The organism is Rhodanobacter sp. FW102-FHT14D06 (assembly GCF_043950705.1).
In the GTDB taxonomy this organism is placed as follows: domain Bacteria; phylum Pseudomonadota; class Gammaproteobacteria; order Xanthomonadales; family Rhodanobacteraceae; genus Rhodanobacter.
The window spans coordinates 1233438-1253591 of sequence record NZ_CP170722.1 but is presented as its reverse complement, the minus strand read 5'-3'; the positions used below and the strand labels follow the sequence as shown (position 1 = coordinate 1253591).

The 20154-nt window shown below is 69.0% G+C and carries 22 protein-coding genes; 9 read left to right on the top strand and 13 right to left on the bottom strand.

The genetic code is table 11. The features are described 5' to 3' along the window. Positions 1-54 precede the first annotated feature (54 nt). From ACFCQI_RS05810 to ACFCQI_RS05800, 3 genes are read left to right on the top strand one after another with little or no spacing between them, the layout of a single operon-like run. On the top strand, positions 55-1350 hold the full coding sequence (locus ACFCQI_RS05810; RefSeq protein ID WP_395120442.1) for an NAD(P)/FAD-dependent oxidoreductase: 1296 nt from the start codon (positions 55-57) through the stop codon (positions 1348-1350). 54 nt (positions 1351-1404) lie between these two features. Further along, on the top strand, positions 1405-2037 hold the full coding sequence (locus ACFCQI_RS05805; protein WP_395120441.1) for a thymidine kinase: 633 nt from the start codon (positions 1405-1407) through the stop codon (positions 2035-2037). 23 nt (positions 2038-2060) lie between these two features. Continuing rightward, positions 2061-2825, top strand: a complete 765-nt coding sequence (locus ACFCQI_RS05800) for a hypothetical protein (RefSeq protein ID WP_395120440.1) — start codon at positions 2061-2063, stop codon at positions 2823-2825. Positions 2826-2955: 130 nt separating this feature from the next. Here ACFCQI_RS05800 and ACFCQI_RS05795 read toward each other — a convergent pair whose 3' ends face one another. From ACFCQI_RS05795 to ACFCQI_RS05770, 6 genes are all read right to left on the bottom strand, one after another. Beyond that, positions 2956-3555 (bottom strand): nitroreductase family protein, encoded by a 600-nt coding sequence (locus tag ACFCQI_RS05795; protein ID WP_395120439.1) that lies wholly within the window; start codon positions 3553-3555, stop codon positions 2956-2958. A gap of 221 nt (positions 3556-3776) precedes the next feature. Then, on the bottom strand, positions 3777-4604 hold the full coding sequence (gene mutM / locus ACFCQI_RS05790; RefSeq protein ID WP_395120438.1) for a bifunctional DNA-formamidopyrimidine glycosylase/DNA-(apurinic or apyrimidinic site) lyase: 828 nt from the start codon (positions 4602-4604) through the stop codon (positions 3777-3779). A 13-nt stretch (positions 4605-4617) separates the two neighbouring features. Further along, entirely contained in the window at positions 4618-5115 is a 498-nt protein-coding gene (locus ACFCQI_RS05785) for a hypothetical protein (RefSeq protein WP_395121271.1), read from the bottom strand. Between the two features lie 3 nt (positions 5116-5118). Further along, a complete protein-coding gene (locus tag ACFCQI_RS05780; protein ID WP_395120436.1) occupies positions 5119-6474 on the bottom strand; it encodes a GldG family protein in 1356 nt (451 codons plus the stop codon). After that, positions 6474-7229, bottom strand: a complete 756-nt coding sequence (locus tag ACFCQI_RS05775; protein ID WP_395120435.1) for an ABC transporter permease — start codon at positions 7227-7229, stop codon at positions 6474-6476. Before ACFCQI_RS05775 ends, ACFCQI_RS05780 begins: the two co-directional genes overlap by 1 nt. Further along, positions 7226-7984 (bottom strand): ABC transporter ATP-binding protein, encoded by a 759-nt coding sequence (locus ACFCQI_RS05770; protein ID WP_395120433.1) that lies wholly within the window; start codon positions 7982-7984, stop codon positions 7226-7228. Before ACFCQI_RS05770 ends, ACFCQI_RS05775 begins: the two co-directional genes overlap by 4 nt. A 186-nt stretch (positions 7985-8170) precedes the next feature. Here ACFCQI_RS05770 and ACFCQI_RS05765 point away from each other — a divergent pair, with 186 nt between their 5' ends. Further along, the gene (locus ACFCQI_RS05765; RefSeq protein WP_395120431.1) at positions 8171-9364 is read left to right on the top strand and encodes an acyl-CoA desaturase; all 1194 of its coding nucleotides are present in this window, start codon (positions 8171-8173) and stop codon (positions 9362-9364) included. An 82-nt stretch (positions 9365-9446) separates the two neighbouring features. After that, the gene (locus ACFCQI_RS05760; RefSeq protein ID WP_395120429.1) at positions 9447-10556 is read left to right on the top strand and encodes a saccharopine dehydrogenase family protein; all 1110 of its coding nucleotides are present in this window, start codon (positions 9447-9449) and stop codon (positions 10554-10556) included. Here ACFCQI_RS05760 and ACFCQI_RS05755 read toward each other — a convergent pair. From ACFCQI_RS05755 to rpmB, 4 genes are all read right to left on the bottom strand, one after another. Beyond that, positions 10549-10962, bottom strand: a complete 414-nt coding sequence (locus ACFCQI_RS05755) for a thiol-disulfide oxidoreductase DCC family protein (protein WP_395120428.1) — start codon at positions 10960-10962, stop codon at positions 10549-10551. The genes ACFCQI_RS05760 and ACFCQI_RS05755 overlap by 8 nt on opposite strands. Further along, a complete protein-coding gene (locus ACFCQI_RS05750; protein ID WP_395120426.1) occupies positions 10952-11500 on the bottom strand; it encodes a DUF4166 domain-containing protein in 549 nt (182 codons plus the stop codon). The genes ACFCQI_RS05755 and ACFCQI_RS05750 overlap by 11 nt, the downstream gene beginning before the upstream one ends. A 177-nt stretch (positions 11501-11677) precedes the next feature. After that, positions 11678-11845 (bottom strand): 50S ribosomal protein L33, encoded by a 168-nt coding sequence (gene rpmG / locus ACFCQI_RS05745; protein WP_136258933.1) that lies wholly within the window; start codon positions 11843-11845, stop codon positions 11678-11680. Between the two features lie 10 nt (positions 11846-11855). Then, on the bottom strand, positions 11856-12092 hold the full coding sequence (gene rpmB / locus ACFCQI_RS05740; protein WP_136258932.1) for a 50S ribosomal protein L28: 237 nt from the start codon (positions 12090-12092) through the stop codon (positions 11856-11858). 312 nt (positions 12093-12404) lie between these two features. Between rpmB and secB the strand changes: the two genes are divergently transcribed. From secB to ACFCQI_RS05720, 4 genes are all read left to right on the top strand, one after another. After that, entirely contained in the window at positions 12405-12908 is a 504-nt protein-coding gene (gene secB, locus ACFCQI_RS05735; protein WP_395120425.1) for a protein-export chaperone SecB, read from the top strand. A 9-nt stretch (positions 12909-12917) separates the two neighbouring features. Next, complete coding sequence (locus ACFCQI_RS05730) at positions 12918-13943, top strand: NAD(P)H-dependent glycerol-3-phosphate dehydrogenase (protein ID WP_395120424.1); 1026 nt, start codon at positions 12918-12920, stop codon at positions 13941-13943. A gap of 94 nt (positions 13944-14037) precedes the next feature. Continuing rightward, positions 14038-17064, top strand: coding sequence for a DEAD/DEAH box helicase (locus ACFCQI_RS05725; protein WP_395120422.1), 3027 nt, complete (start codon positions 14038-14040; stop codon positions 17062-17064). Positions 17065-17113: 49 nt separating this feature from the next. After that, the gene (locus tag ACFCQI_RS05720; protein WP_395120421.1) at positions 17114-17680 is read left to right on the top strand and encodes a hypothetical protein; all 567 of its coding nucleotides are present in this window, start codon (positions 17114-17116) and stop codon (positions 17678-17680) included. Positions 17681-17905: 225 nt separating this feature from the next. On the opposite strand, the gene ACFCQI_RS05715 is transcribed toward ACFCQI_RS05720, so the two are convergent. The 3 genes from ACFCQI_RS05715 to glk form a co-directional block, all read right to left on the bottom strand. After that, a complete protein-coding gene (locus ACFCQI_RS05715) occupies positions 17906-18223 on the bottom strand; it encodes a hypothetical protein (protein ID WP_395120419.1) in 318 nt (105 codons plus the stop codon). A 109-nt stretch (positions 18224-18332) separates the two neighbouring features. Continuing rightward, positions 18333-19016 carry an HAD family hydrolase gene (locus tag ACFCQI_RS05710; RefSeq protein WP_395120418.1) on the bottom strand — a complete coding sequence of 228 codons (684 nt, stop codon included), beginning with the start codon at positions 19014-19016 and terminating at the stop codon, positions 18333-18335. Next, the gene (gene glk, locus ACFCQI_RS05705) at positions 19003-20040 is read right to left on the bottom strand and encodes a glucokinase (protein WP_395120417.1); all 1038 of its coding nucleotides are present in this window, start codon (positions 20038-20040) and stop codon (positions 19003-19005) included. The genes ACFCQI_RS05710 and glk overlap by 14 nt, the downstream gene beginning before the upstream one ends. Positions 20041-20154: the final 114 nt, after the last annotated feature.

The window sequence follows — 20154 nt, the reverse complement described above, 5'->3', positions numbered from 1 at the left end:
GGTAACAGAGCGGCCGTGGGGCATAATCGAGTGAACCCACCGATGGGGAGCTGCATGACAGCCCAGCAAGTCGAGCAATGCGACGTGGCGGTGATCGGTGCCGGCCCCGGTGGCAGCACCGCAGCGGCGCTGCTGGCGCGTCGCGGCTACCGGGTGATCGTGCTGGAAAAGGCGCGCCACCCGCGCTTCCACATCGGCGAATCGCTGCTGCCGATGAATCTGCCGGTGTTCGAGCGGCTCGGCGTGCTGGACAAGGTGCACGCGATGGGCGTGTTCAAGGCCGGCGCGGACTTCGAGGCGGACAACGAGCGCGGCTACAATGTGTTCTCGTTCGGTCGCGCACTCGGCGACAGCCCGCCGCACAGCTACCAGGTGTGGCGGCAGGATTTCGACCAGATGCTCTGCGAGCACGCGCGCGAATGCGGCGCCGACGTGCGCGAAGGGCGGCAGGTGGTGGCAGTCGAGCAGCGCGGCCCGCGCCAGACGCGGATCGAGGTGCATGCCGACGACGGCGCGGAGCACGCGATCGAGGCGCGTTACCTGGTCGACGCCAGCGGCCGCGATGCCTTCCTCTCGACGAGGCACAAGCTCAAGCGCAGGAATCGCCAGCACCAGAGCGCGGCGCTGTTCAGCCGATTCCGCCATGCCGCGCGCCGCAGTGGCGAAGACGCGGGCAACGTCAGCATCTACCGCTTCGAGCACGGCTGGATGTGGATGATCCCGTTGCCCGACGACAGCATGAGCGTGGGCGCGGTGTGCTGGCCCGATTACCTCAAGCAAAGGCACGGCGACACGCGCGCCTTCCTGCTCGACACGCTGCGGCAGAACGCGGCGCTGTGGGAACGCCTGCAGGGTGCCGAGCTGATCGACGAGGTGCGTGTGGCCGGCAACTATTCCTACGACTCGCGCGAGATGGCCGGCCCCGGCTGGATCCTGGTCGGCGACGCGTTCGCCTTCCTCGACCCGGTGTTTTCCTCCGGCGTGTTTCTGGCGATGGACGCGGCCGAGCGTGCGGTGGACGTGATCGACGGCGCGCTGCGCGAACCGGAGCGCGAGGCGGCGCTGCAGCGGGCGCTGGAGAAGCGCCTGCGCATGGGCATGGCGCGCTTCGCGTTCTTCATCCACCGCTTCAACGAGCCGGTGATGCGGCGCATGTTCGCTGCGCCGCGCAATGGCTGGCAGCTGGAGCAGGGCGTGATCTCGATGCTGGCCGGCGACCTCTACGACCCGCCGCGCGTGCTGCGGCGGCTGCGCCTGTTCAAGCTGGTCTACGCGATCATGGTGCTGCGCCATCCGCGTCAGTGGTGGCGCGGCCATCGCCATCGGCTCGCGCAGGCGCGCGCGGAGTGAGTGCGCAGCCTACAATGACGCGTTTCCGCTGACCGATCGCCGCGCCGACGCCCCATGGCCAAGCTCTATTTCTATTACTCGGCGATGAACGCCGGCAAGACCACCACGCTGCTGCAGAGCGCGTACAACTATCACGAGCGCGGCATGCGCACGCTGATCCTCACGCCGGCGCTGGACAACCGCTTCGGCGAGGGCGTGGTCGCTTCGCGCATCGGGCTGAAGGCGAATGCGCGGCGCTTCGCCGGCGACGAGGATCTGTTCGCCCTGGTCGAGGCCGACATCGCCGCACGCGGACCGCTGCATTGCGTGTTCGTCGACGAGGCGCAGTTTCTCGGCAAGGCGCAGGTATGGCAGGTCAGCGATGTCGTCGATCGACTCCATATTCCCGTGCTGGCCTATGGTCTGCGCACGGACTTTCGCGGCGAGTTGTTCGAGGGTAGCCGCCACCTGCTGGCCTGGGCCGACGAGCTGCAGGAGATCAAGACGATCTGCCACACCGGACGCAAGGCCACCATGGTGGTGCGCGTGGACGAGCGGGGCCGGGCGGTCACCGAGGGTCCGCAGGTCGAGATCGGCGGCAACGAGCGCTATGTTTCGGTGAGTCGCGCCGAGTTCAAGAAGATCAGCGAAGGCCGCGGTCGCATCGAGCTGCAACAGACGGTGCTGCCGCTGGACGACGAGCGCTGAACCCCGCCATCGCAAGGATGACCATGAGCCACCAGTTCCCCATTCCCGCCTGGCAACGCCCGCACTGGCAGCCGAGCGAAGAAACGATCGTGCTGCAGTTCTACGTGTTCGGAAAATTCGAGGCCGTGCGCGTGCCCTCGCAGGATTACGGCAGCCCCGGCCTGCCGGCGGGCCTCGCCGCGACCAATCATCGCCACGCCGATCTGCGCGGCTGGGACGGCTACCCGCTGAAGGGGGCGATGGGGCGCATGTACAAGGCCGATGCGCCGCAGGCGTTCCAGCGCGCGTTCGATGCACCGGAGGTGATGGTGGTGCGCGGCGCGCTGGCGGACAGCCCGGCCACCGGCTACCTGCGTGACACCCTGGGCGTGCTGGCGGGCATGCTCGACATCGGCGGCGTGGCGGTGCTCGATCCGCAGATACTCAGCCTGCTCGACGCCGATGCCTGGCGCCGCCACTACCTGATCCGTGATGGCGCGCCGATCCGGAACCACCTGCTGATCCTGTGCGACGGCGACACCGCGCCGGGACGCTCGTGGATACGAACGCGCGGCATGCGCAAGTTCGGTCGCCCCGACATCAGCATCCGCGACGTGCCCGACGCCGCCGTCGATCGCGCCGGCGCGTTGTGCGAACAGATGGCCGAATTGCAGGCGCTGGGCGCGCATTTCGCCGATGGCCAGGCGCTCCAGGGCGAGGGCATCCCCGCCGGCATGGTCGCGAGACTCGGCGGCGGCATGGATGAGCCGCCCTTCAACAACAGCTGGGTCGAGTTTCGCTGGGCCTGACCGGCCGCGTGCTGGTCAGCCCGTCTCGTGGCCGGGCGCGGACTGGTTGCAGGGGCGCACAAACGGCGAGGCCGGCACCTGGGTGCCGGCCTCGCATCGTCGCAGTACGCGCGGGATCGCGCGGACGGGCTCAGCCCACCGTGATGAAGCGCTGCGCGTCGTCCATGAACGCCTTCTCGCCGAAGCCGCCTTCGTGCGAACCGAACGGCATCTGCGCGCGCAGCTTCCACGTCGCCGGCACGTTCCATTCCTGGCGGGTCGCCTCATCCGTCACCGGGTTGTAGTGCTGCAGGCTGGCGCCCACGCCGGCCTCGGTCAGCGCCAGCCACACGGCGAACTGGGCCATGCCGCTGCTCTGTTCGGACCACACCGGGAAGTTGTCCGCGTACAGGGCGAACTGTTCCTGCAGGCCTTTCACCACCGACTGGTCCTCATAGAACAGCACGGTGCCGATGCCGGCGGCGAAGCTGTCCAGCTTGGCGGCGGTGTTGGCGAACGCCTCGGCCGGCACGATCTTCTTCAGCTCCTGCTTGGTCAGCTCCCAGAACTGCTCGCTCTGCTCGCCGAACAGGATCACCGCGCGCGAACTTTGCGAGTTGAACGACGACGGCGTGTGCTTGATCGCATCCTTGACCAGGGCGGTGAGGGCGTCCTTGTCCAGCGCCACGTTGCGACCCAGCGCGTACTGGGTGCGGCGCTTCTTGAGCGATTCGATGATGGTGCTGTTCATGGAGGTTCCTCCGAAAGACGTGGGATCTATACGCTTGTGGGAAACAGTGGAAGTCCAGCGACATTCACGGTTCCTGCGTTACAGGTGGCCATCTTAGAAGCCAAACCCAGGTTGGGTAGCCGGCAAATCGTGACAACTCTGTTTCCAAAAGGAAACAATGACGATGCTTGCCATCGTGGGCCGTACCGGAAAATCGGGGGCGTGCCGCTTTGCCCGCGCCTTCAGCGCTGGCAGTGCGGGCACCAGAAGGTGGAGCGCTGGCCCAGCACGGCCTGCCGGATGGCGCTGCCGCAGACCCGGCAAGGTTCGCCGGCGCGGCCGTAGACCATCAGCTCGCGGAAGAAATAGCCCGGTGCGCCGTCGGGGTTGAGGAAGTCGCGCAAGGTGGTGCCGCCGCGCTCGATCGCCCATGCCAGCAGGTGCTTCACTTCGGCGGCCAGTCGTTCGTAGCGCGCCCGCGACACGCCGCCGGCGGCGCGGCGCGGATCGATGCCGGCGCGGAACAGCGCCTCGCTGGCGTAGATGTTGCCCACCCCGACGACGACGGCGTTGTCCATCAGGAACAGCTTCACCGCCGCCGTGCGTCCGCGCGAGCGACGCCACAGCAGCTCGCCGTCGAAGGCGTCGGTCAGCGGTTCGGGACCGAGGTGGGCCAGCAGCTCGTGCGTGGTGCCCGGCGGTTGCCACAGCAGGCAGCCGAAGCGGCGAGGGTCGGTGAAGCGCAGGATGCGCGATGCCTGCGCGGCGCTGCGTTCCAGCGCGATGTCGACATGATCGTGCTTGCCCACCGGCGCGTCGGGCGGCAGCACACGCAGCACGCCGCTCATGCCCAGATGCAGCAGCGCGCTGCCGGCGGCGGTGTGCAGCAACAGGTATTTCGCGCGGCGTTCCACCGCGTCGATGCGCTGGCCGGGCAGCAGCTCGCCGATCTCGGGCGGGATCGGCCAGCGCAGATCGGGACGGCGCAGGAGCACGCCGCTGACGCGACGGCCGATCAGGTACGGCGCGATGCCGCGGCGGGTGGTTTCGACTTCCGGCAGTTCGGGCACGACAGTTCGACGCTCAGTGCAGTTCGGTGGTGCGGATTTCCGGCGAGCGCGGCATGTAGCGCGCGGACACCAGCGCCACGCGCTCGCCGACGCGCACGTAGCGTTGCGGCCCGGTCACCGCATTGATGCCGAAGGCCAATGTCTGGCCGTCCAGAGTCAGCACTGCATGCGGCGGCGCCAGGCCGATCTTCGCCAGCTCGAAATCGGCCAACGGACGCCAGCTCAGCGCGCGTGCGGCGGCGATGTCGGCCAGGTCGCGCAGGCGATCGTCGTCGGCCACCCGGCGCGCCGTGCCGTCGGTACGCCACCAGTGGCCGTCGCCACGCTTCTCGTAATGCAACGTGGCGGCGCCGGGCAGGGCGAGGCTGATGTGGCTGATCACGGACGGATCGAGCGTGGTCAGCTCACCGTTCGCGCGGCTCGCGTCGTGTTGCCATTGCCACAGCGCCAGTCCGAGCAGCATGGCCACGGCGGCGAGCAGCAACCATCGTTGCCGGGCGGCGCGCTTCATCATTCAGCGCCGCCGCCGGCGCCACACGATGACGCCGCCGATGACCAGCAGCAGCAGCGGAAGGCCGAACAGGAAGCCGAAGCTCAGCACGTTCAACTCGCCCTGCGAGATTTCCAGCAGACGGTCCGGCGCGCCGCGCGGCGGCACGTCGACCAGCTTGTCGTCGCCCAGCAGCCAGTTGAACACCCGCTCGCCCAGCGCGCGGTTGCCGCCGTTGCCGAGATAGGTGTTGGAGAGGAAATCCCCATCGCCGATCACCACCGCGCGCTGTTCGCTCTTGTCCGGGCTGGGCGACAGCCGGCTCAACGCGAAACCGAAATCCAGCGGGCCTTTCAGCTCGCCTGCATCGGCGTCGAAACGGATGTCGGAGCTTTTCGTGTTGTCGATCGGCTGGAACTCGGTCCAGCTCTGCGGACTGGAACGCAGGAAGGCGTGCGTCGCCCAGCCCGTGCGCGCCACCTCGGCCAGCGCCGACACCTGCGGGAACAGCGTGGCGAGCTGGAAGCCGCGCGTGATCGCCTGCGGCGGGTAGCTGCCCAGCGCGAGCATGCGCGGATCGTGCAGGCCCAGTGCCGAACCGGAACCGTCGACCAGCACGCCTGGCAGGACGCGCACGCCCAGCACGTCGGCCAGCGGCTTGAGGCCGAGTTCGTCATTGGCCGGCTCGGTGAGCCACAGCAGGTTGCCGCCGGCCTGCACGTAGTCGACCAGGGCCTGCACCGCGCCCGGCGCGAGCGATACCGTGGGGCTGGCCAGCACCACCAGGTCGGTGTGTTCGGGCACCGCGTTGACCTGCGAGAAGTTGAGCGGCACCGCGCGCATGCCGCGGCTTTCCAGCTGCGCCATGAAGGTGCCCATGTCGGCATTCGCCTGGCCGTCGGCGCGCCGCTCGTCGTCGCCGGTGACGAAGGCGACGATGCGGTCGTTGCCGCGCTGCAGCCGCTCCAGCGCGTTGGTCAGGCTGCGCTCGGACAATTCGTCCAGGCGTTGCTCGTGGCCCCGGTAATGCAGGATCAGCGCGCCGTCGACGGTGATCCCCAGCTCGCGCATCCGGGCCGGGTCCAGTTGCGGGTCGACGAAGCGCAGGCTGATGTCGCGCTTCACCATCTGGTAGCGCTGCAGGAAGCCGGCAATGGTCTGGCGCAGGTCGCCCTGCGGGCTGGCGTAGCTGACGATGTCCACCGGCCCGTCGAGTTTCGCCAGCACCGCGCGGCTTTCCGGCGACAGGCTGATGCGACCGTTCGCGGTCCAGTCGGCCACGTAGACGTGGCGCGTGCCGAGATAACCGATCGCGGCGCAGCCCAGCAGCAACAGCAGCGCAAACAACCAGCCGTCCAGACGTCTGAATACACTGCGCATCAGCCGCGCTCCCGCTCGGTGGAGAGGTGGCGCGCGGCCAGCGCCAGCGAGAGGCTGATCAGCAGCGCGAACCACAGGATGTCGGCGCTGGAGACCAGGCCGCGCAGCAGCGGTTGCACGTGCGTGCTCATCGCCAGCCAGTTGATCGCGCCGCCGTCGATGCCGGCCATCTGCGCGCCCAGGTTCACGCTCCACAGCGCCAGTCCCAGGATCAGCGCGGCGGCCGCGGCGATGGCCGGGTGGCTGGCGAAACTGGAACAGGCCAGCCCCAGCGCCGCCAGCGCGGCCAGCATCAGGGCCAGGCCGAGGGCGGCGGCGGCGAGTTTGCCCCAGTCCAGATCGGTGGCGTGTGCCAGCGTCAGCGGCATGGCCAGGGTCAGCGCCAACCACGGCAGCAACCAGCCGAGCAGCGCAAGGTACTTGCCAAGCACGATGCGCGACGCCGGCACGCCGGCGGCAAACAGCAGCGGCAGCGTGCCGTTGCGGCGTTCACCGGCGATCGCCGACATGGTCAGCAGCGGCACCACCAGGAACGCGAGTTGCGCGAGTTGCCCCAGCAGCGGCACCGCCACCAGATCGGTGAAGCCGGGGGCGTCGGGCAGGGCGGCGCGCTGAACCTGGCCGGCCAGGAAACTGCCCAGCAGTACGGTGAAGTTCCAGCCCAGCCAGGCCAGGGTCAGCGCCGCGAGCAGCCAGCCCAGCGGACGCACCAGCAGGCGACGCCATTCCAGGCGAGTCACCGCCCACGCGCTCATGCGGCCTGCGCCGGGCGCGGGTTCATCGCGATCTCGAAGAAGCGCCGTTCCAGCGCCGCATGATCGCCGGCCTCGACCGTGCCTTCGTGCTGCAACGCGCCCTCGTGCAGGATCGCCACGCGATCGCACACCGCGGTGACTTCGGCCAGCACGTGAGTGGAGAGAATCACTGCCGTGCCGGCGGCGGCCTGCTCGCGGATGAGGCTGCGCAGCGCGGCCACCTGCACCGGGTCGAGTGCGTTCGCCGGTTCGTCCAGCACCAGCAGCGCTGGGCGGTGCACCAGCGCGCAGGCCAGCCCCAGCCGCTGGCGCTGGCCCTGCGACAGCACACCGGCCAGGCGCCGCGCCAGCGGTTGCAGTTCCAGGCGCTCGATGATCGCGCTGCGGGCCGCGCGCAGGGCGGCGCCATTCAGGCCGCGGATGCGGGCGTGCGCGTCCAGGTGTTCGGTCACGGTCAGTTCCGGCCACAGCGGCGCGCGTTCGGGCAGCCAGCCGATGCATGTGCGAGCCAGCTCCGGGTGTTCCAGGAAGTCCTCGCCGTTCAGCTTGATGACGCCGCGGTCTGGGCGCAGCGCCCCGGCGATCATCGACAAGGTGGTCGATTTGCCGGCGCCGTTGACGCCGAGCAGGCCCAGCACCTGGCCGCGCGGCAGGCTCAGGCTGAGATCGCACACGGCAACGCGACCGGCGCGGCGGCGTGCGACGTGATCCAGCTGCAGGGCGGGCGGCGGGTCGGGGGGGATGATCGTGGTCATTGCCTGATTGTCACGGCGCCCCCATGGTTAGACAACAGGCGATCGTGCGCGCTGCCAACCAACGCCGGTTTCACTTCCGCCTCTTGACAGGCTGTTACCATCATGCCCCGGCCATGCTGGTGGGTATGGCATTCCCCGAATTAGACTCCACCCCGTCCCCCGTTCCATCCCCATTCGGTAACTTTCATGCTTGACGCGGTACTCGATTTCCTCAACCACGGCCTCGCCAACGCGAGCTGGGGCCAGATCGCCATCTACATGCTGGTGGTGACCCAGCTCACCATCTTCACGGTGACGCTGTACCTGCATCGCAGCCAGACCCATCGCGGCGTGGATTTCCACCCCGTGCTGGCGCACTTCTTCCGTTTCTGGGGCTGGCTCACCACCGGCATGGTCACCCGCGAATGGGTGGCGGTGCATCGCAAGCACCACGCCAAGGTGGAGACTGCGGAAGACCCGCACAGCCCGATGATCTACGGCATCCGCAAGGTGTTCTGGGATGGCGTGTCGCTCTACCGCGACGCCTGCGAGAACAAGCAGGACATGGCGCAGTACGGCCGCGGCACGCCCGACGACTGGATCGAGCACAAGCTCTATGGCGCGCATCCCTACTGGGGCCCGACCCTGATGTTGTTCATCAGCGTGGCCTTGTTCGGCGTGATCGGCGCGGCGCTGTGGGCGCTGCAGATGGTGTGGATTCCGTTCTGGGCCGCCGGCTTCGTCAACGGCATCGGCCACTGGGCCGGCTACCGCAACTTCGAGAGCGCCGACACCGCGCGCAACCTGATCCCGTGGGGTTTCTGGATCGGCGGTGAAGAGCTGCACAACAACCACCACGCCTTCCCCAGCTCGGCCAAGTTCGCCCTGCGCAAGTGGGAGTTCGATATCGGCTGGGCGGCGATCTGCGGCCTGCGTGCCGTGGGCCTGGCCAAGGTGTTGCGCGTGGCGCCCTCGCTGGACGTGCGCCCGAACGTGCGCCTGCCCGACGCCGACACGCTCAAGGCGGTGCTCACCCATCGCTTCCAGGCGATGACCGACTATTACCGCGGCGTGATCGTGCCGACTCTGCGCGACGAGGCGCAGCACGCCGGCGAGAACATCAGGGCAATCCCGCGCCGGATGCGGCTGGCCATGGCCGACGGCGGCCGCTGGCTCGACAGCGAGGGCCGCGACCGCATGCAGGCGATGCTGGCCAAGCGCCCCACGCTGAAGACCGTGGTCGAGTTCCGCGGCCGCCTCGCGGCGCTGATGGAGCAGCGCGGCGCCGAGCAGGCGTTGAAGGGCCTGCAGCAGTGGATTCACGAGGCCGAGGAAAGCGGCATCCGCGCGCTGCAGGAGTTTGCCCAGCGGCTCAAGGGCTACACGGTCGCCACGGCCTGAGCGCTTTCGATACGGCATGTTTCGGCAAGACCCGCCTGTTGGCGGGTTTTGTTTTTGAGGCGCCGGCGACGAGGGGGGATGCATGGCTCTGCGGGTGTTGCTGATCGGCGCCAGCGGCGTGTTCGGCTCGCGGATCGCCCGCGAATTGGCGCATGACGGACGCTTCGCGCTGACCCTCGCCGGCCGGCGTGCGGGCACACTGCAGCAGTTGCGCGAGCGCCTGGGCGATCCGTCGATCGACGTGGCGACGCTCGATGTGGCTTCGCCCGCCTTGCCCGCGGCCATGGCCTCGGCGCAACCGCAACTGGTGATCCATGCGGCCGGCCCGTTCCAGCGCCAGGACTATCGGGTAGCCGAGGCCTGCCTGGCGTGCGGCAGCGACTACGTCGACCTGGCCGATGGCCGCGATTTCGTCGCCGGCATCGGCCACCTCGATGCGCGTGCGAAGGCCGCGGGTCGGCTGCTGGTCAGCGGTGCCTCCACACTGCCGGCGTTGAGCAGTGCGGTGGTCGATGCGCTGCAGCCGCGTTTTGCCGTGCTGGAGAGCGTCGAACACGCGATCAGCCCCGGCAACCGAACGCCGCGCGGCGACGCGACGGTGGCGGCGATCCTCGGCTATTGCGGCCGGCCGGTGCGGCTGTGGCGCGATGCGCGCTGGCAGCACGGGCATGGCTGGATGTCGACCCGGCGCCAGCGCTTCCCGTTCGGCCGGCGCTGGGTCGGCGTGTGCGACGTGCCCGACCTGGAGCTGTTCCCGGCGCGCTATCGCGGCGTGCGCGAGGTCGTGTTCCGCGCCGGTCTGGAGCTGAAGCGCCTGCACTTCGGTACCCTGGCTGCGGCCTGGCTGGTGCGATTGGGTTTGCTCGGCGACCTGGCCCGGCACGCGCCCCGCCTGCGTCGGCTCAGCGAGCGCTTCATCGACGCCGGCAGCGACGTGGGCGGGATGGTGGTGGAGCTGCATGGTCGTGACGGCCAAGGCCAACCGCTCGGCCTGCGCTGGTCGCTCGGCGCCGGTGCCGGCGATGGTCCGCAAATTCCCGCCACGCCCGCGGTGGTGCTGGCGCGCAAGCTGGCCGATGGCGCGTTGCGCGCGCGCGGGGCGATGCCATGCATGGGCTTGTTCACGCTGGACGAGGCGCTGTCGGCGCTGACCGGTTTCGCGATCGGGACCGGTGTGGAAGAACTTACATGAAGCGCGCGCGCTGCTCCGGCGTGGGCACGAAGCATTGGCGGCTGTGTCCGAATATGCGGTAGCGGTGGCGGGCCACGAAACGGTAGGCCGGGTCGCGCAACCCGCGCGGCACCATCAGCACGGCGCGGCTCAGCCAGTGCCAGCGGCGGCGGTCCAAGCCACGCAACACGCGGGCGATCGCGTCGCTGTCGGTGTAGCCGCGGCCGTCCTGCACCAGCAGGAACGACAGCGGCGATTGCGGGTCCAGCCCGTGCGCCAGCAGCAGCTCGCGTCCGCTTTCGGACTGCATCGCGGCGAAGTGGTAGCGTGCGGTGTGGTCATGCTTCAGCAGGAAACGTACCCAGCGGCTGCACAACAGGCAGACGCCGTCGAACACGATCACCGGCGGGGCGTGTTCATGCGCCATCGGGCAGTGGTTCCAGCCAGCCGTCGTAGGCGATCAGGCGGCCCAGCAGCGGCAGGTGCACGTCGACGAGAAAGTGGTAGCGGCCATCGCGCATGCCGCTGCGCGAGAGCACCCGGCCACGCAGGACGCGCGGCACCGGCATTCCCAGCACGTGCAGGCTGCGCAGTTGCCAATCGATCGCGTCACCGTCGCGGCACAGCGCGAAACCCAGCCGGGCCGGTCCCAGCCGTTCGTACAGCAGCGGCGAGCCCGTGCGTCGATCGAGCACGGATTGCATCTTGCGGCCGGTGAAGCGACGGGTCCAAGTCTCGCGCGTGCCACAACGCTTGATGGTCAGCGCCAGCGCTTGCTGCGGACCGGGCGCGGGCAGGCCGAGCAGACGGCGCAGGCAGCGTGCCGGGAGGTGGTCGTCACCGGTGACGTCGGCGATGCCGCTGGCTTCGAGCCTTGCCGCGGCGCCGTGCATCGCCCGGACCGCGGGTGGCAGTGCATGCCAGGCCTCGTCACCGAGCAGGGCAGGGAACAGGGCGGAGGTCATCGGAAGGATGATGCGGGGTGGGGGCGGGGCGGGCAAGCGTTCGGGCGTGAGAGAAACGTCACGCGGGATGCGGTCGAGGCGTGCATCGTTGCTGCTTTCGCCGGGTGTTGCGGTGAAATCGCTCGCGTGGGTGTGCGGGCAAAGAAAAACCCGCCACGAGGGCGGGTTTTGAGTATCTCACTTGATCTTGCCTTCCTTGTAGATCACGTGCTTGCGCACGACCGGATCGTACTTCTTGAACTCGAACTTTTCCGGGGTGTTCTTCTTGTTCTTCTGCGTGGTGTAGAAGTGGCCGGTGCCGGCCGAAGAAATCAGGCGGATCTTGTCTTGCGATTTGTTGGCCATGGTGTGCTCCTCAGACCTTTTCGCCGCGGGCACGCATGTCGGCAATCACGGCCTCGATGCCATTCTTGTCGATCGTGCGCAGGGCGTGGTTGGAAACGCGCAGCTTGATCCAGCGGCTTTCGCTGGGGACCCAGAAGCGACGCTCATGCAGGTTGGGCAACCAGCGGCGGCGGGTCTTGTTGTTGGCGTGCGAGACATTGTTGCCGCTCTGCACACCCTTTCCGGTGACTTGACATACACGGGCCATGACGACCTCCCAAGAATGGCTTCGGTTGAAGCCGTGATTGCCACCCCTTGGCCAGGGCGGCATCGGCCCAGCGACGCGGAGCGCCACGCAATGCCGGAGATGCTGCATGGCCCGGTCGCGTGGGTCCGCATTGCGTGGCGGACCACCCGGAGAACCGGGCCGACATGAGGCGAGCCGCGCATTGTCGCAGAAACAAGCGGTTGGGCGCAATCCTCGGACGCGCGTTCAAGGGTGCGGATGGGTGCGCCAGACGGGGATGTATGGAACAATCAGCCTCTTTGCTTGACCGCCCGTCTTTGAGAGGACCACCCGATGGCACAAGAGATCAACAACGACCAGGCCAACGGCCAGGCCAGCCAGCCGCAGCTGGTGATGCAGAAGATCTACGTGAAGGACGTTTCCTTCGAGGCGCCCAACGCGCCGCAGATCTTCCAGGAGATCGACGAGAACGCGCAGCCGCAGGTGCAGCTGAACCTGGGCCAGAAGGCCAGCGATCTGGGCAACGACCTGTATGAAGTGGTGCTCAGTCTGACCCTGACCTGCACGGTCGGCCAGCGCACGGCGTACCTGGCGGAAGTGGAGCAGGCGGGCGTGTTCGGCATCGCCGGTTTCGGCGACACCGACAAGGCCGGCATCCTGGGCAGCTATTGCCCGAACCTGCTGTTCCCGTATGCGCGCCAGGTGATTTCCTCGATGGTGCTCGAAGGCGGTTTCCCGCCGTTCCTGTTGCAGCCGATCAATTTCGACGCGCTGTTCGCCGAACAGTTGCGCCGTGGTGCCGGTGGCGACGAAGCCCCGGTGATGCTCAACAGCTGAGCTTCGGGCATGCCTGACAAGCCGAAGCTGACCGTGCTCGGCGCGGGCTCCTGGGGCACGGCTCTGGCCGCGCTCGGCGCCCGCAACGGCGTACCCACCCGGCTATGGGGTCGCGATGCCGACGCGCTGGCGCAGATGGCGCAGCAACGCAGCAATGCGCGCTACCTGCCAGGCGTCACTATGCCGGAGGCGTTGGGTTACGAGGCGGATCTCGGCGCGGCCGTGCGCGGCGCCGATATCGTGCTGATCGTGGTGCCCAGCCATGCGTTCGCCGCGATGCTCGACGCACTCGCGCCGCTGCTCGACGCGGGCACCGCGATCGCCTGGGCGACCAAGGGCTTCGAACCCGGTACCGGGCGTTTCCTGCACGAACTGGTGGCGGAAAAGTTGCCGGGCCGGCCGGCGGCGGTCATCACCGGGCCGTCCTTCGCCAGGGAGGTGGCCACCGGTCTGCCCAGCGCGGTCACCGTGCATTCGGACGACGATGCCTTCGCGCAACAACTCGCCGGCCTGCTGCATGCGCCCAACCTGCGCGCGTACTCCGGCGGCGACGTGCTCGGCGCCGAGCTCGGCGGCGCGATGAAGAACGTGCTGGCCGTCGCCACCGGGATCGCCGACGGCATGAACCTGGGCCTCAACGCCCGCGCCGGCCTGATCACCCGCGGCATGAACGAGATGCTGCGCCTGGGCGTGGCGCTGGGCGCACGGCCGGAAACGCTGATCGGCCTGTCCGGCCTCGGCGACCTGGTGCTGACCTGCACCGGCGACCTCTCGCGCAATCGCCGGCTCGGCCTGGCGTTGGGCCAGGGCGTGGCGATCGACGAAGCGGTGCGCCGCATCGGCCAGGTGGTGGAGAGCATCCTCACCGCCGACGAAGTCGCGCGGCTGGCCGCCAAGCATGGCCTGGACCTGCCGATCAGCGCCGGCGTGCGCGCCGTGTTGCACGGCGAGGTCACCCCGGCCGAAGGGCTCAAGGCACTGATGGCGCGCGAGCAGAAGCCGGAATATCCGCACGGGCTGTTCGGCAACGACTGACGCAGGACCGGCGGCGGGTGCCGCAGCCGTCGCCGCATCCGGCACTCGCGCTGCTAAGCTCAAGCATTTGGTCGTTGCTACGGAACGCATGCGGATGCCGCAATCGGACGAGAAGCAGCACGTCGCCGGCCCCCCGGCTGGCGACGACGACACCTTGCCGCCGGCCTGGCGGCGGCTGCTGGCTGCGCCCAAACCCGCGGCGAGCGAGGACGGTGGCGTACTCGGCTTCTTCGTCGAAGTGGTGCCCGAGGAGGGCGCGGCGTTCGCCCGCGTCGACGTGGCGCCGGTGCTGCTCAGCGTGGTCGAGCACGGTCGCTACAGCCGCCCGGTACCGCTGGACAGCCGCCACCTGGTGCAGACCCCGCTGCAGCCGCACGAGCAGCGCCTGGCCGCCAGCGTGCTGGGCCTGCCGCTGAGCGTGCGCAAGAGCCGCAGCTATGCCCGCCTTGGCGGCCACGTCGGCGACAGCCTGCTGGCCGAGGTGCTCGATACCGCGCCGTGCTTTCTCGGCGGCCTGGCCGGCCTGCGCCTGTCGCGCGGCAAGTCGCACCCGCTCAATTGGCACTGGCAGATGGAGGCCGACGGCAGCCAGCGCCTGCTGCCGCTGCTGCCCAACAGCCAGCGCCTGCTGCGCGTCGACGCGCTGTGGTACCTGGACGCCGAGCGCGCGACCCTGGGCCTGTTCGATGCGCCGGCCGAGGAAACCCAGTGGCTGGAGCTGCCGCCGCTGAAACACGAGCATGGCCGCCGCCTGCGCAGCAAGCTGCCGAACAGCCGGCTGGCCACGCGGGTACCGCTGCCGCAGGTGTTCGGCGATCTCAAGCGCTCGCAGCTGGCGCCCAAGCCGGTGCTGATCCTGCACGCGCTGACCCGCCACGCGCGTCTGGCCGCCGGCACGCCGCCGCTGGGCTATGCGCGGCTGGCCTTCGATTATGCCGGCGAGCGTTTGCCCGGCCGCGGCGGCGAGCCGCTGGTGCGCCGCGTGCGCAATGGCCAACTGGTCGAGATCACCCGCCGCCGTGCCGAGGAACTCACCGCGATGGAGCAGCTCGAACGCGTCGGGCTCACCCCCGGCGTGGATACCGAGGGGCTGCCGTGGGACGTGGCCGAAACCCTGCCCGAAGACGCCTGGCTGTTCCCCGGCGCCGGTTATGCCGGCGCACTGGAGGTCAACACGCCGGCGCGCTGGCTGGCGTTGCGCCCCAAGCTTGAGGAAGAAAATTTCCTCGTCGAGTACGCGCCCAGCTTCCCGTTCGAGGTGCTCGAAGGGCCGGTTCGCTGGTACGGCCAGGCGGCCGAGGACGTCGACGACCACGCCTTCGACCTGGAGATCGGCATCGAGGTCGATGGCCAGCGCCACAACCTTTTGCCCGCCGTGGCGCAAGCGCTGGCCGAGCACCAGTTGACCCTCAGCCCGGCGGCGAATGAGCCCGACGATGCGGTGTGGTACGCCCCGGTCGATGCGCGCCGGCGCGTACCGGTGCGCCTGCGCGAACTGCGCGGCCTGCTGGCGCCGTTGGCCGAATACCTGGAGAAGCCGCGCAAGTCACTGCACCTGCCGCGCGTGCAGGCCGGCCGACTGGAGGAACTGGCCGCCGCCATGCCCGCTGGCGGCACGCTGCAGGCAGCCGAGCCGCTGCTCGGTTTCGCCGCACGCCTGCGTGACGCCGCCGCGCGCGCCAGCGATGCCGTGCCCGAAGGGCTTGCCGCCGAACTGCGGCCCTACCAGCGCGAAGGCCTGCGCTGGTTGAACGCGCTGGCCGAGGCCGGCGTCGGCGGCGTGCTGGCCGACGACATGGGCCTGGGCAAGACCCTGCAGTTGATCACCCATCTGCTGTCGCTCAAGCACGGCGGGGCGCTGACCCAGCCCGCGCTGATCGTGGTGCCCACCAGCCTGATTCCCAATTGGCAGTCGGAGATCGCCCGCTTCGCGCCGATGCTCAAGGTGCTGACCTTGCATGGCCCGCAGCGCGCGGAAGAATTCGACCAGCTCGGCGCGCAGGACATCGTGCTGACCAGCTACGCCCTGCTGCCGCGCGATGTCGCCGCGCTGCGCCAGCAGCCGTTCGCGCTGATCGTGCTGGACGAGGCCCAGCAGGTGAAGAACCCGCGCACGCAGGCACGCCGCGCGCTGCTCAGCCTGCGCACGCCACGCTACCTGTGTCTCACCGGCACCCCGCTGGAAAATCACCTGGGCGAACTCTGGTCGCAGATCGACTTGGCCGTGCCCGGCCTGCTCGGCGACGAAGGCGCGTTCCGCCGCCACTACCGCGTGCCGATCGAGAAGCAACGCGACGAGGAGTGCCAGCAACGCCTGAACCTGCGCCTGGCGCCCTTCATCCTGCGCCGGACCAAGGCGCAGGTGGCGAAGGAACTGCCGCCGAAAACCGAGATCACCCGCCGCGTGGTGCTGGAAGGCCGCCAGCGCGAACTGTATGAAGGTCTGCGCCTGTCGCTGACCGAGGAGCTGCGCGAGGTGATCGCCCAGCGCGGCATCGCGCATTCGGGCATCGTGGTGCTCGATGCGCTGCTCAAGCTGCGCCAGGTGTGCTGCGACCCGCGCCTGGTGAAACTCGAGGCGGCGCGCGGCGTGCGCGAATCGGCCAAGTTCGAGCTGTTGATGGACATGCTGCCCGCGCTGCTGGACGAGGGCCGCAAGGTGCTGCTGTTCTCGCAGTTCACCGGCATGCTGAAACTGATCGCCGCCGAGCTCGACCGTCGGCGCATCCGCTACGTCACCCTGACCGGCGACACCCGCGACCGCGCCGAGCCGGTGCAGCGCTTCCAGGACGGCGAGGTGCCGCTGTTCCTGCTCTCGCTGAAGGCCGGCGGCGTGGGCCTGAACCTCACCGCCGCCGATACCGTGATCCACTACGACCCGTGGTGGAACCCCGCCGCCGAGGCGCAGGCCAGCGACCGCGCGCACCGCATCGGCCAGGACAAGCCGGTGTTCGTGTTCCGCCTCATCACCAGCGGCACGGTGGAAGAGCGCATCGAGGAACTGAAACTGCGCAAGGCCGAACTTGCCGACGCCGTGCTCGAAGGCGGCGGCAGCCGCGAGAAACTGCGCTTCGACGAAGCTGACCTGGATGCGCTGCTGGCGCCGGAGTCGGTTTCGTAGCCAGCGTCCGGAACGCCCCGCCAGTCAACGTCATGACAAGGAAGAAATCGTGAAACATCGGACCCTCCGCACGTGGCGCAGTGCGTTCTTCATCATCGTGGCGTCGTGGCTCGCTGGCTGCGCCCATCAGGATGTCGGTGAGGTTCGCGGTTCCAGCGTGGAAACCTTCATCCCGGCCAACGCCGAAAGTTATGCCATGTCCGAAAACCAGGGCTTCGTCATCGGCGAGCCCCTGGCGCCGCTGCAGTTGCCCAATTACCCCGCGACGGCGGACGCGCCACGCGGTGAGGTGGTCGTCTGCCTGGAGGTGTCGATTGATCGAGACGGCCTCGTTTATGCCAGCGCACCACTGACGGGCCTGCCCGGTTGCCCGGCGAGGATCGGCGACGTTGCCGCCGAATTGATGCGCAGCGCCAGGCAGGCGACGTCGTCGTGGCGCTTCGCCCGATCCCGGCGATGCACCTACCCGCAGGGATACGACGCTGCGCAGGCGCCGGGTTGCGACGGTCCGGTGATCAAGGTCGAATTCGTGCCGATCAGGCTGGCGTTCCGGTTTCGCTTCACGCGCAAGGCGGGCAGCACCGGCAACGTGACGATGGATCGCCTGCGCGGCTGAAACCCGCCGCGCTCGTCGGTATTCGCCGACGGCAACGTGTCGGGGCCGGGTGTCGGCGAGGGTTGAGCGCTTCCTTGTTCGTCTGGAAGCATGCCCACAGCGCGTCATCTGGTATCCATCGTCCCTTCGACCGGGCGCGCCCCATGAGCAGCTCCTTGGCTTTGGCGATTGCGCCCGCATCGCCGCTGGCCTCGGTGGCCTGCAACTCGCTGCGCGCCTCTGTATTCACGACCCCGGCGGCAGCCGCGTGCGCAGCAGCGCGTCGACCGACTGCTGCCATTGCGGCGAGCCCGGGGTGGATTGCGGGGCTTCCTCGCCCAGTTTGCGCTGCACGGCCTGGTTCCACTCGGGGGAACCGGGGTCGGGGCCGTGGCCCTTGTCGCTGATGGCGAGCGACTGGTCGACCCAGGCCAGCCATTCCGGCGAGCCCAGGGCGGGGTTGGCGGGCGCCGTCTGTGCTTCGCCAGGGGCTGGCGGCGTGGGCGCGGGCGAGCAGGCGGCGAGCAGCAGGGCGAGCGGGAGGCTGGCGATGAGGCGACGCATGGGACGGCTCCGGAAGAGGGCGAGGCCGGTTCAGCCTAGCGCCCGACTTGTTGCCGGTGATTAACTTTTCATGATGCGCGCCGCGCCGGTTCAGTGAAGCGCGGCCGGCTCAATCGCGCGCCGCCACCTCGTCGATGTGGCGCAGCAGGTCGGCGGGGTCCTCGTACACGCGGAATGCACCGGACTGCTGCAGCTCGGCCTGGCCGTAGCCGCCGGAGAGCACGCCCACGCCCAGCGTGCGGGCGCGTTGCGCGGCAAGCATGTCCCACACGCTGTCGCCGATCACCAGCGATTGGCGGATGTCCACGCCGAGCCGCTCGGCCGCTTCCATGAACAAATCCGGGTCGGGCTTGGCATGGCGCACCTGGTCGCGCGTGACCACCGGCACCTTCGACGGATCGATGCCGAGCGCCTCCAGGTTGTGCCGGGCCGTTTCCATCCGCCCGCTGGTGGCGATTGCCCACGGGATGTCCTGCGCGCCGAGGTAGTCGAGCAATTCGCGCGCGCCGGGCAGCGGCCGCACCGCGCCTTGCGCATGCATGCGGTTGAACGCCTCGGCATGATGCTCGCGCATGCGATCCAGTCGCTCGGCAGTGATCGGCAAAGTCGTCTCGCGCAACAGCATGTTGGCGAACAGGCCGCCGCTCATGCCGATCTTGCGATGGATCCGCCACACCGAAATGTCCAGCCCCTCGGCGTCCAGCGCCTGCTTCCACGCCAGCACGTGCTGGTAGACGCTGTCGATCAGGGTGCCGTCCAGATCGAACAGGAAGGCGCCGTCACGCCGTGGCATGGCTGCTCTCGCGCCGCGGCAGCAATGGCCGGCCCGAGTCCAGCACGGCCAGCGCGGCGCCGCCGAGCAGCCCCGGTTCCGGGTTCATGATCGCCTGGGTCGGCACTTTTTCCATGATGTCGCGGAAGCGGCCCTTGGCTTCGAAGCGTTCGCGGAAGCGCCCGCGTTCCAGCCACGGCAGCAGCACCGGGATCAGTCCGCCGGTGAGGTAGACGCCGTCCCACGCGCCGAGCGTGAGCACCAGGTCGCCGGCCACGCTGCCGAAGATGCCGGCGAAGGTTTCCACCGTGCGCGTGCACAGCGGGCAGCTGTCGGCCTTGGCCCGGGCGGTGATGTCTTCGGGCTTCAGGTCGGCCGGTTGTGCGCCGACCATGTGGCAGATCGCGTCGTACAGGTTCACCAGTCCCTGGCCGCAGATCAGCCGCTCGTTGGAAACGCGACCGTACTTGTGGTTGAGGTAGTCGAGGATCGCGATGTCCTCCGGCGTGTGCGCGGCGAAGCCGGCGTGGCCGCCTTCGGTCTGCAGCACGCTGCAGTGACCGCCGCGCACCAGCAGGCCGCCCACGCCCAGGCCGGTACCGGGGCCGACGATGGCAAAAGTCTGTTCGTCCTCGGCACCGACCACCGGCCGCGGCACCGTGCCCACGTCGACCAGGTCGTCGCCGTGCAGCAGCGTCACCGCCATGCTCTGCGCGGCGAAGTCGTTGACCAGGTGCACATGCTCCAGGCCCAGCGCCTCGGCGGTCTGGTGGGCCGAGATCGCCCACGGATTGTTGGTGACCTTCACCGTCTCGCCGTCGACGATGCGTCCGGCCGCGGCGACGATGGCGCGCTTCACCGTCAGCCCCGTTTCGTCGAGGTACTGCCGGGCGGTGGCCACCAGCGAATCGTGCTCGGCAACCCGATAGCGCCGGATGCTGTCGGCCAGCAGCGGGCGCTCGCGCGAGGTGTCGGCCACGCCGAAGCGGACGTTGGTGCCACCCAGATCGACGAGCAGGGTGGGTACGCTGCGGGACGGGCTCATGTAGCTTCCTGCGGAAACGGAACAGCAAGCGTGCCGCCGTTGTGCCGCGTAGTCCAGCGTTTTGCATCCGTACGCGCCGGAATGGCGATGCCGGCGGGCCGCGGCTGCGTGCGG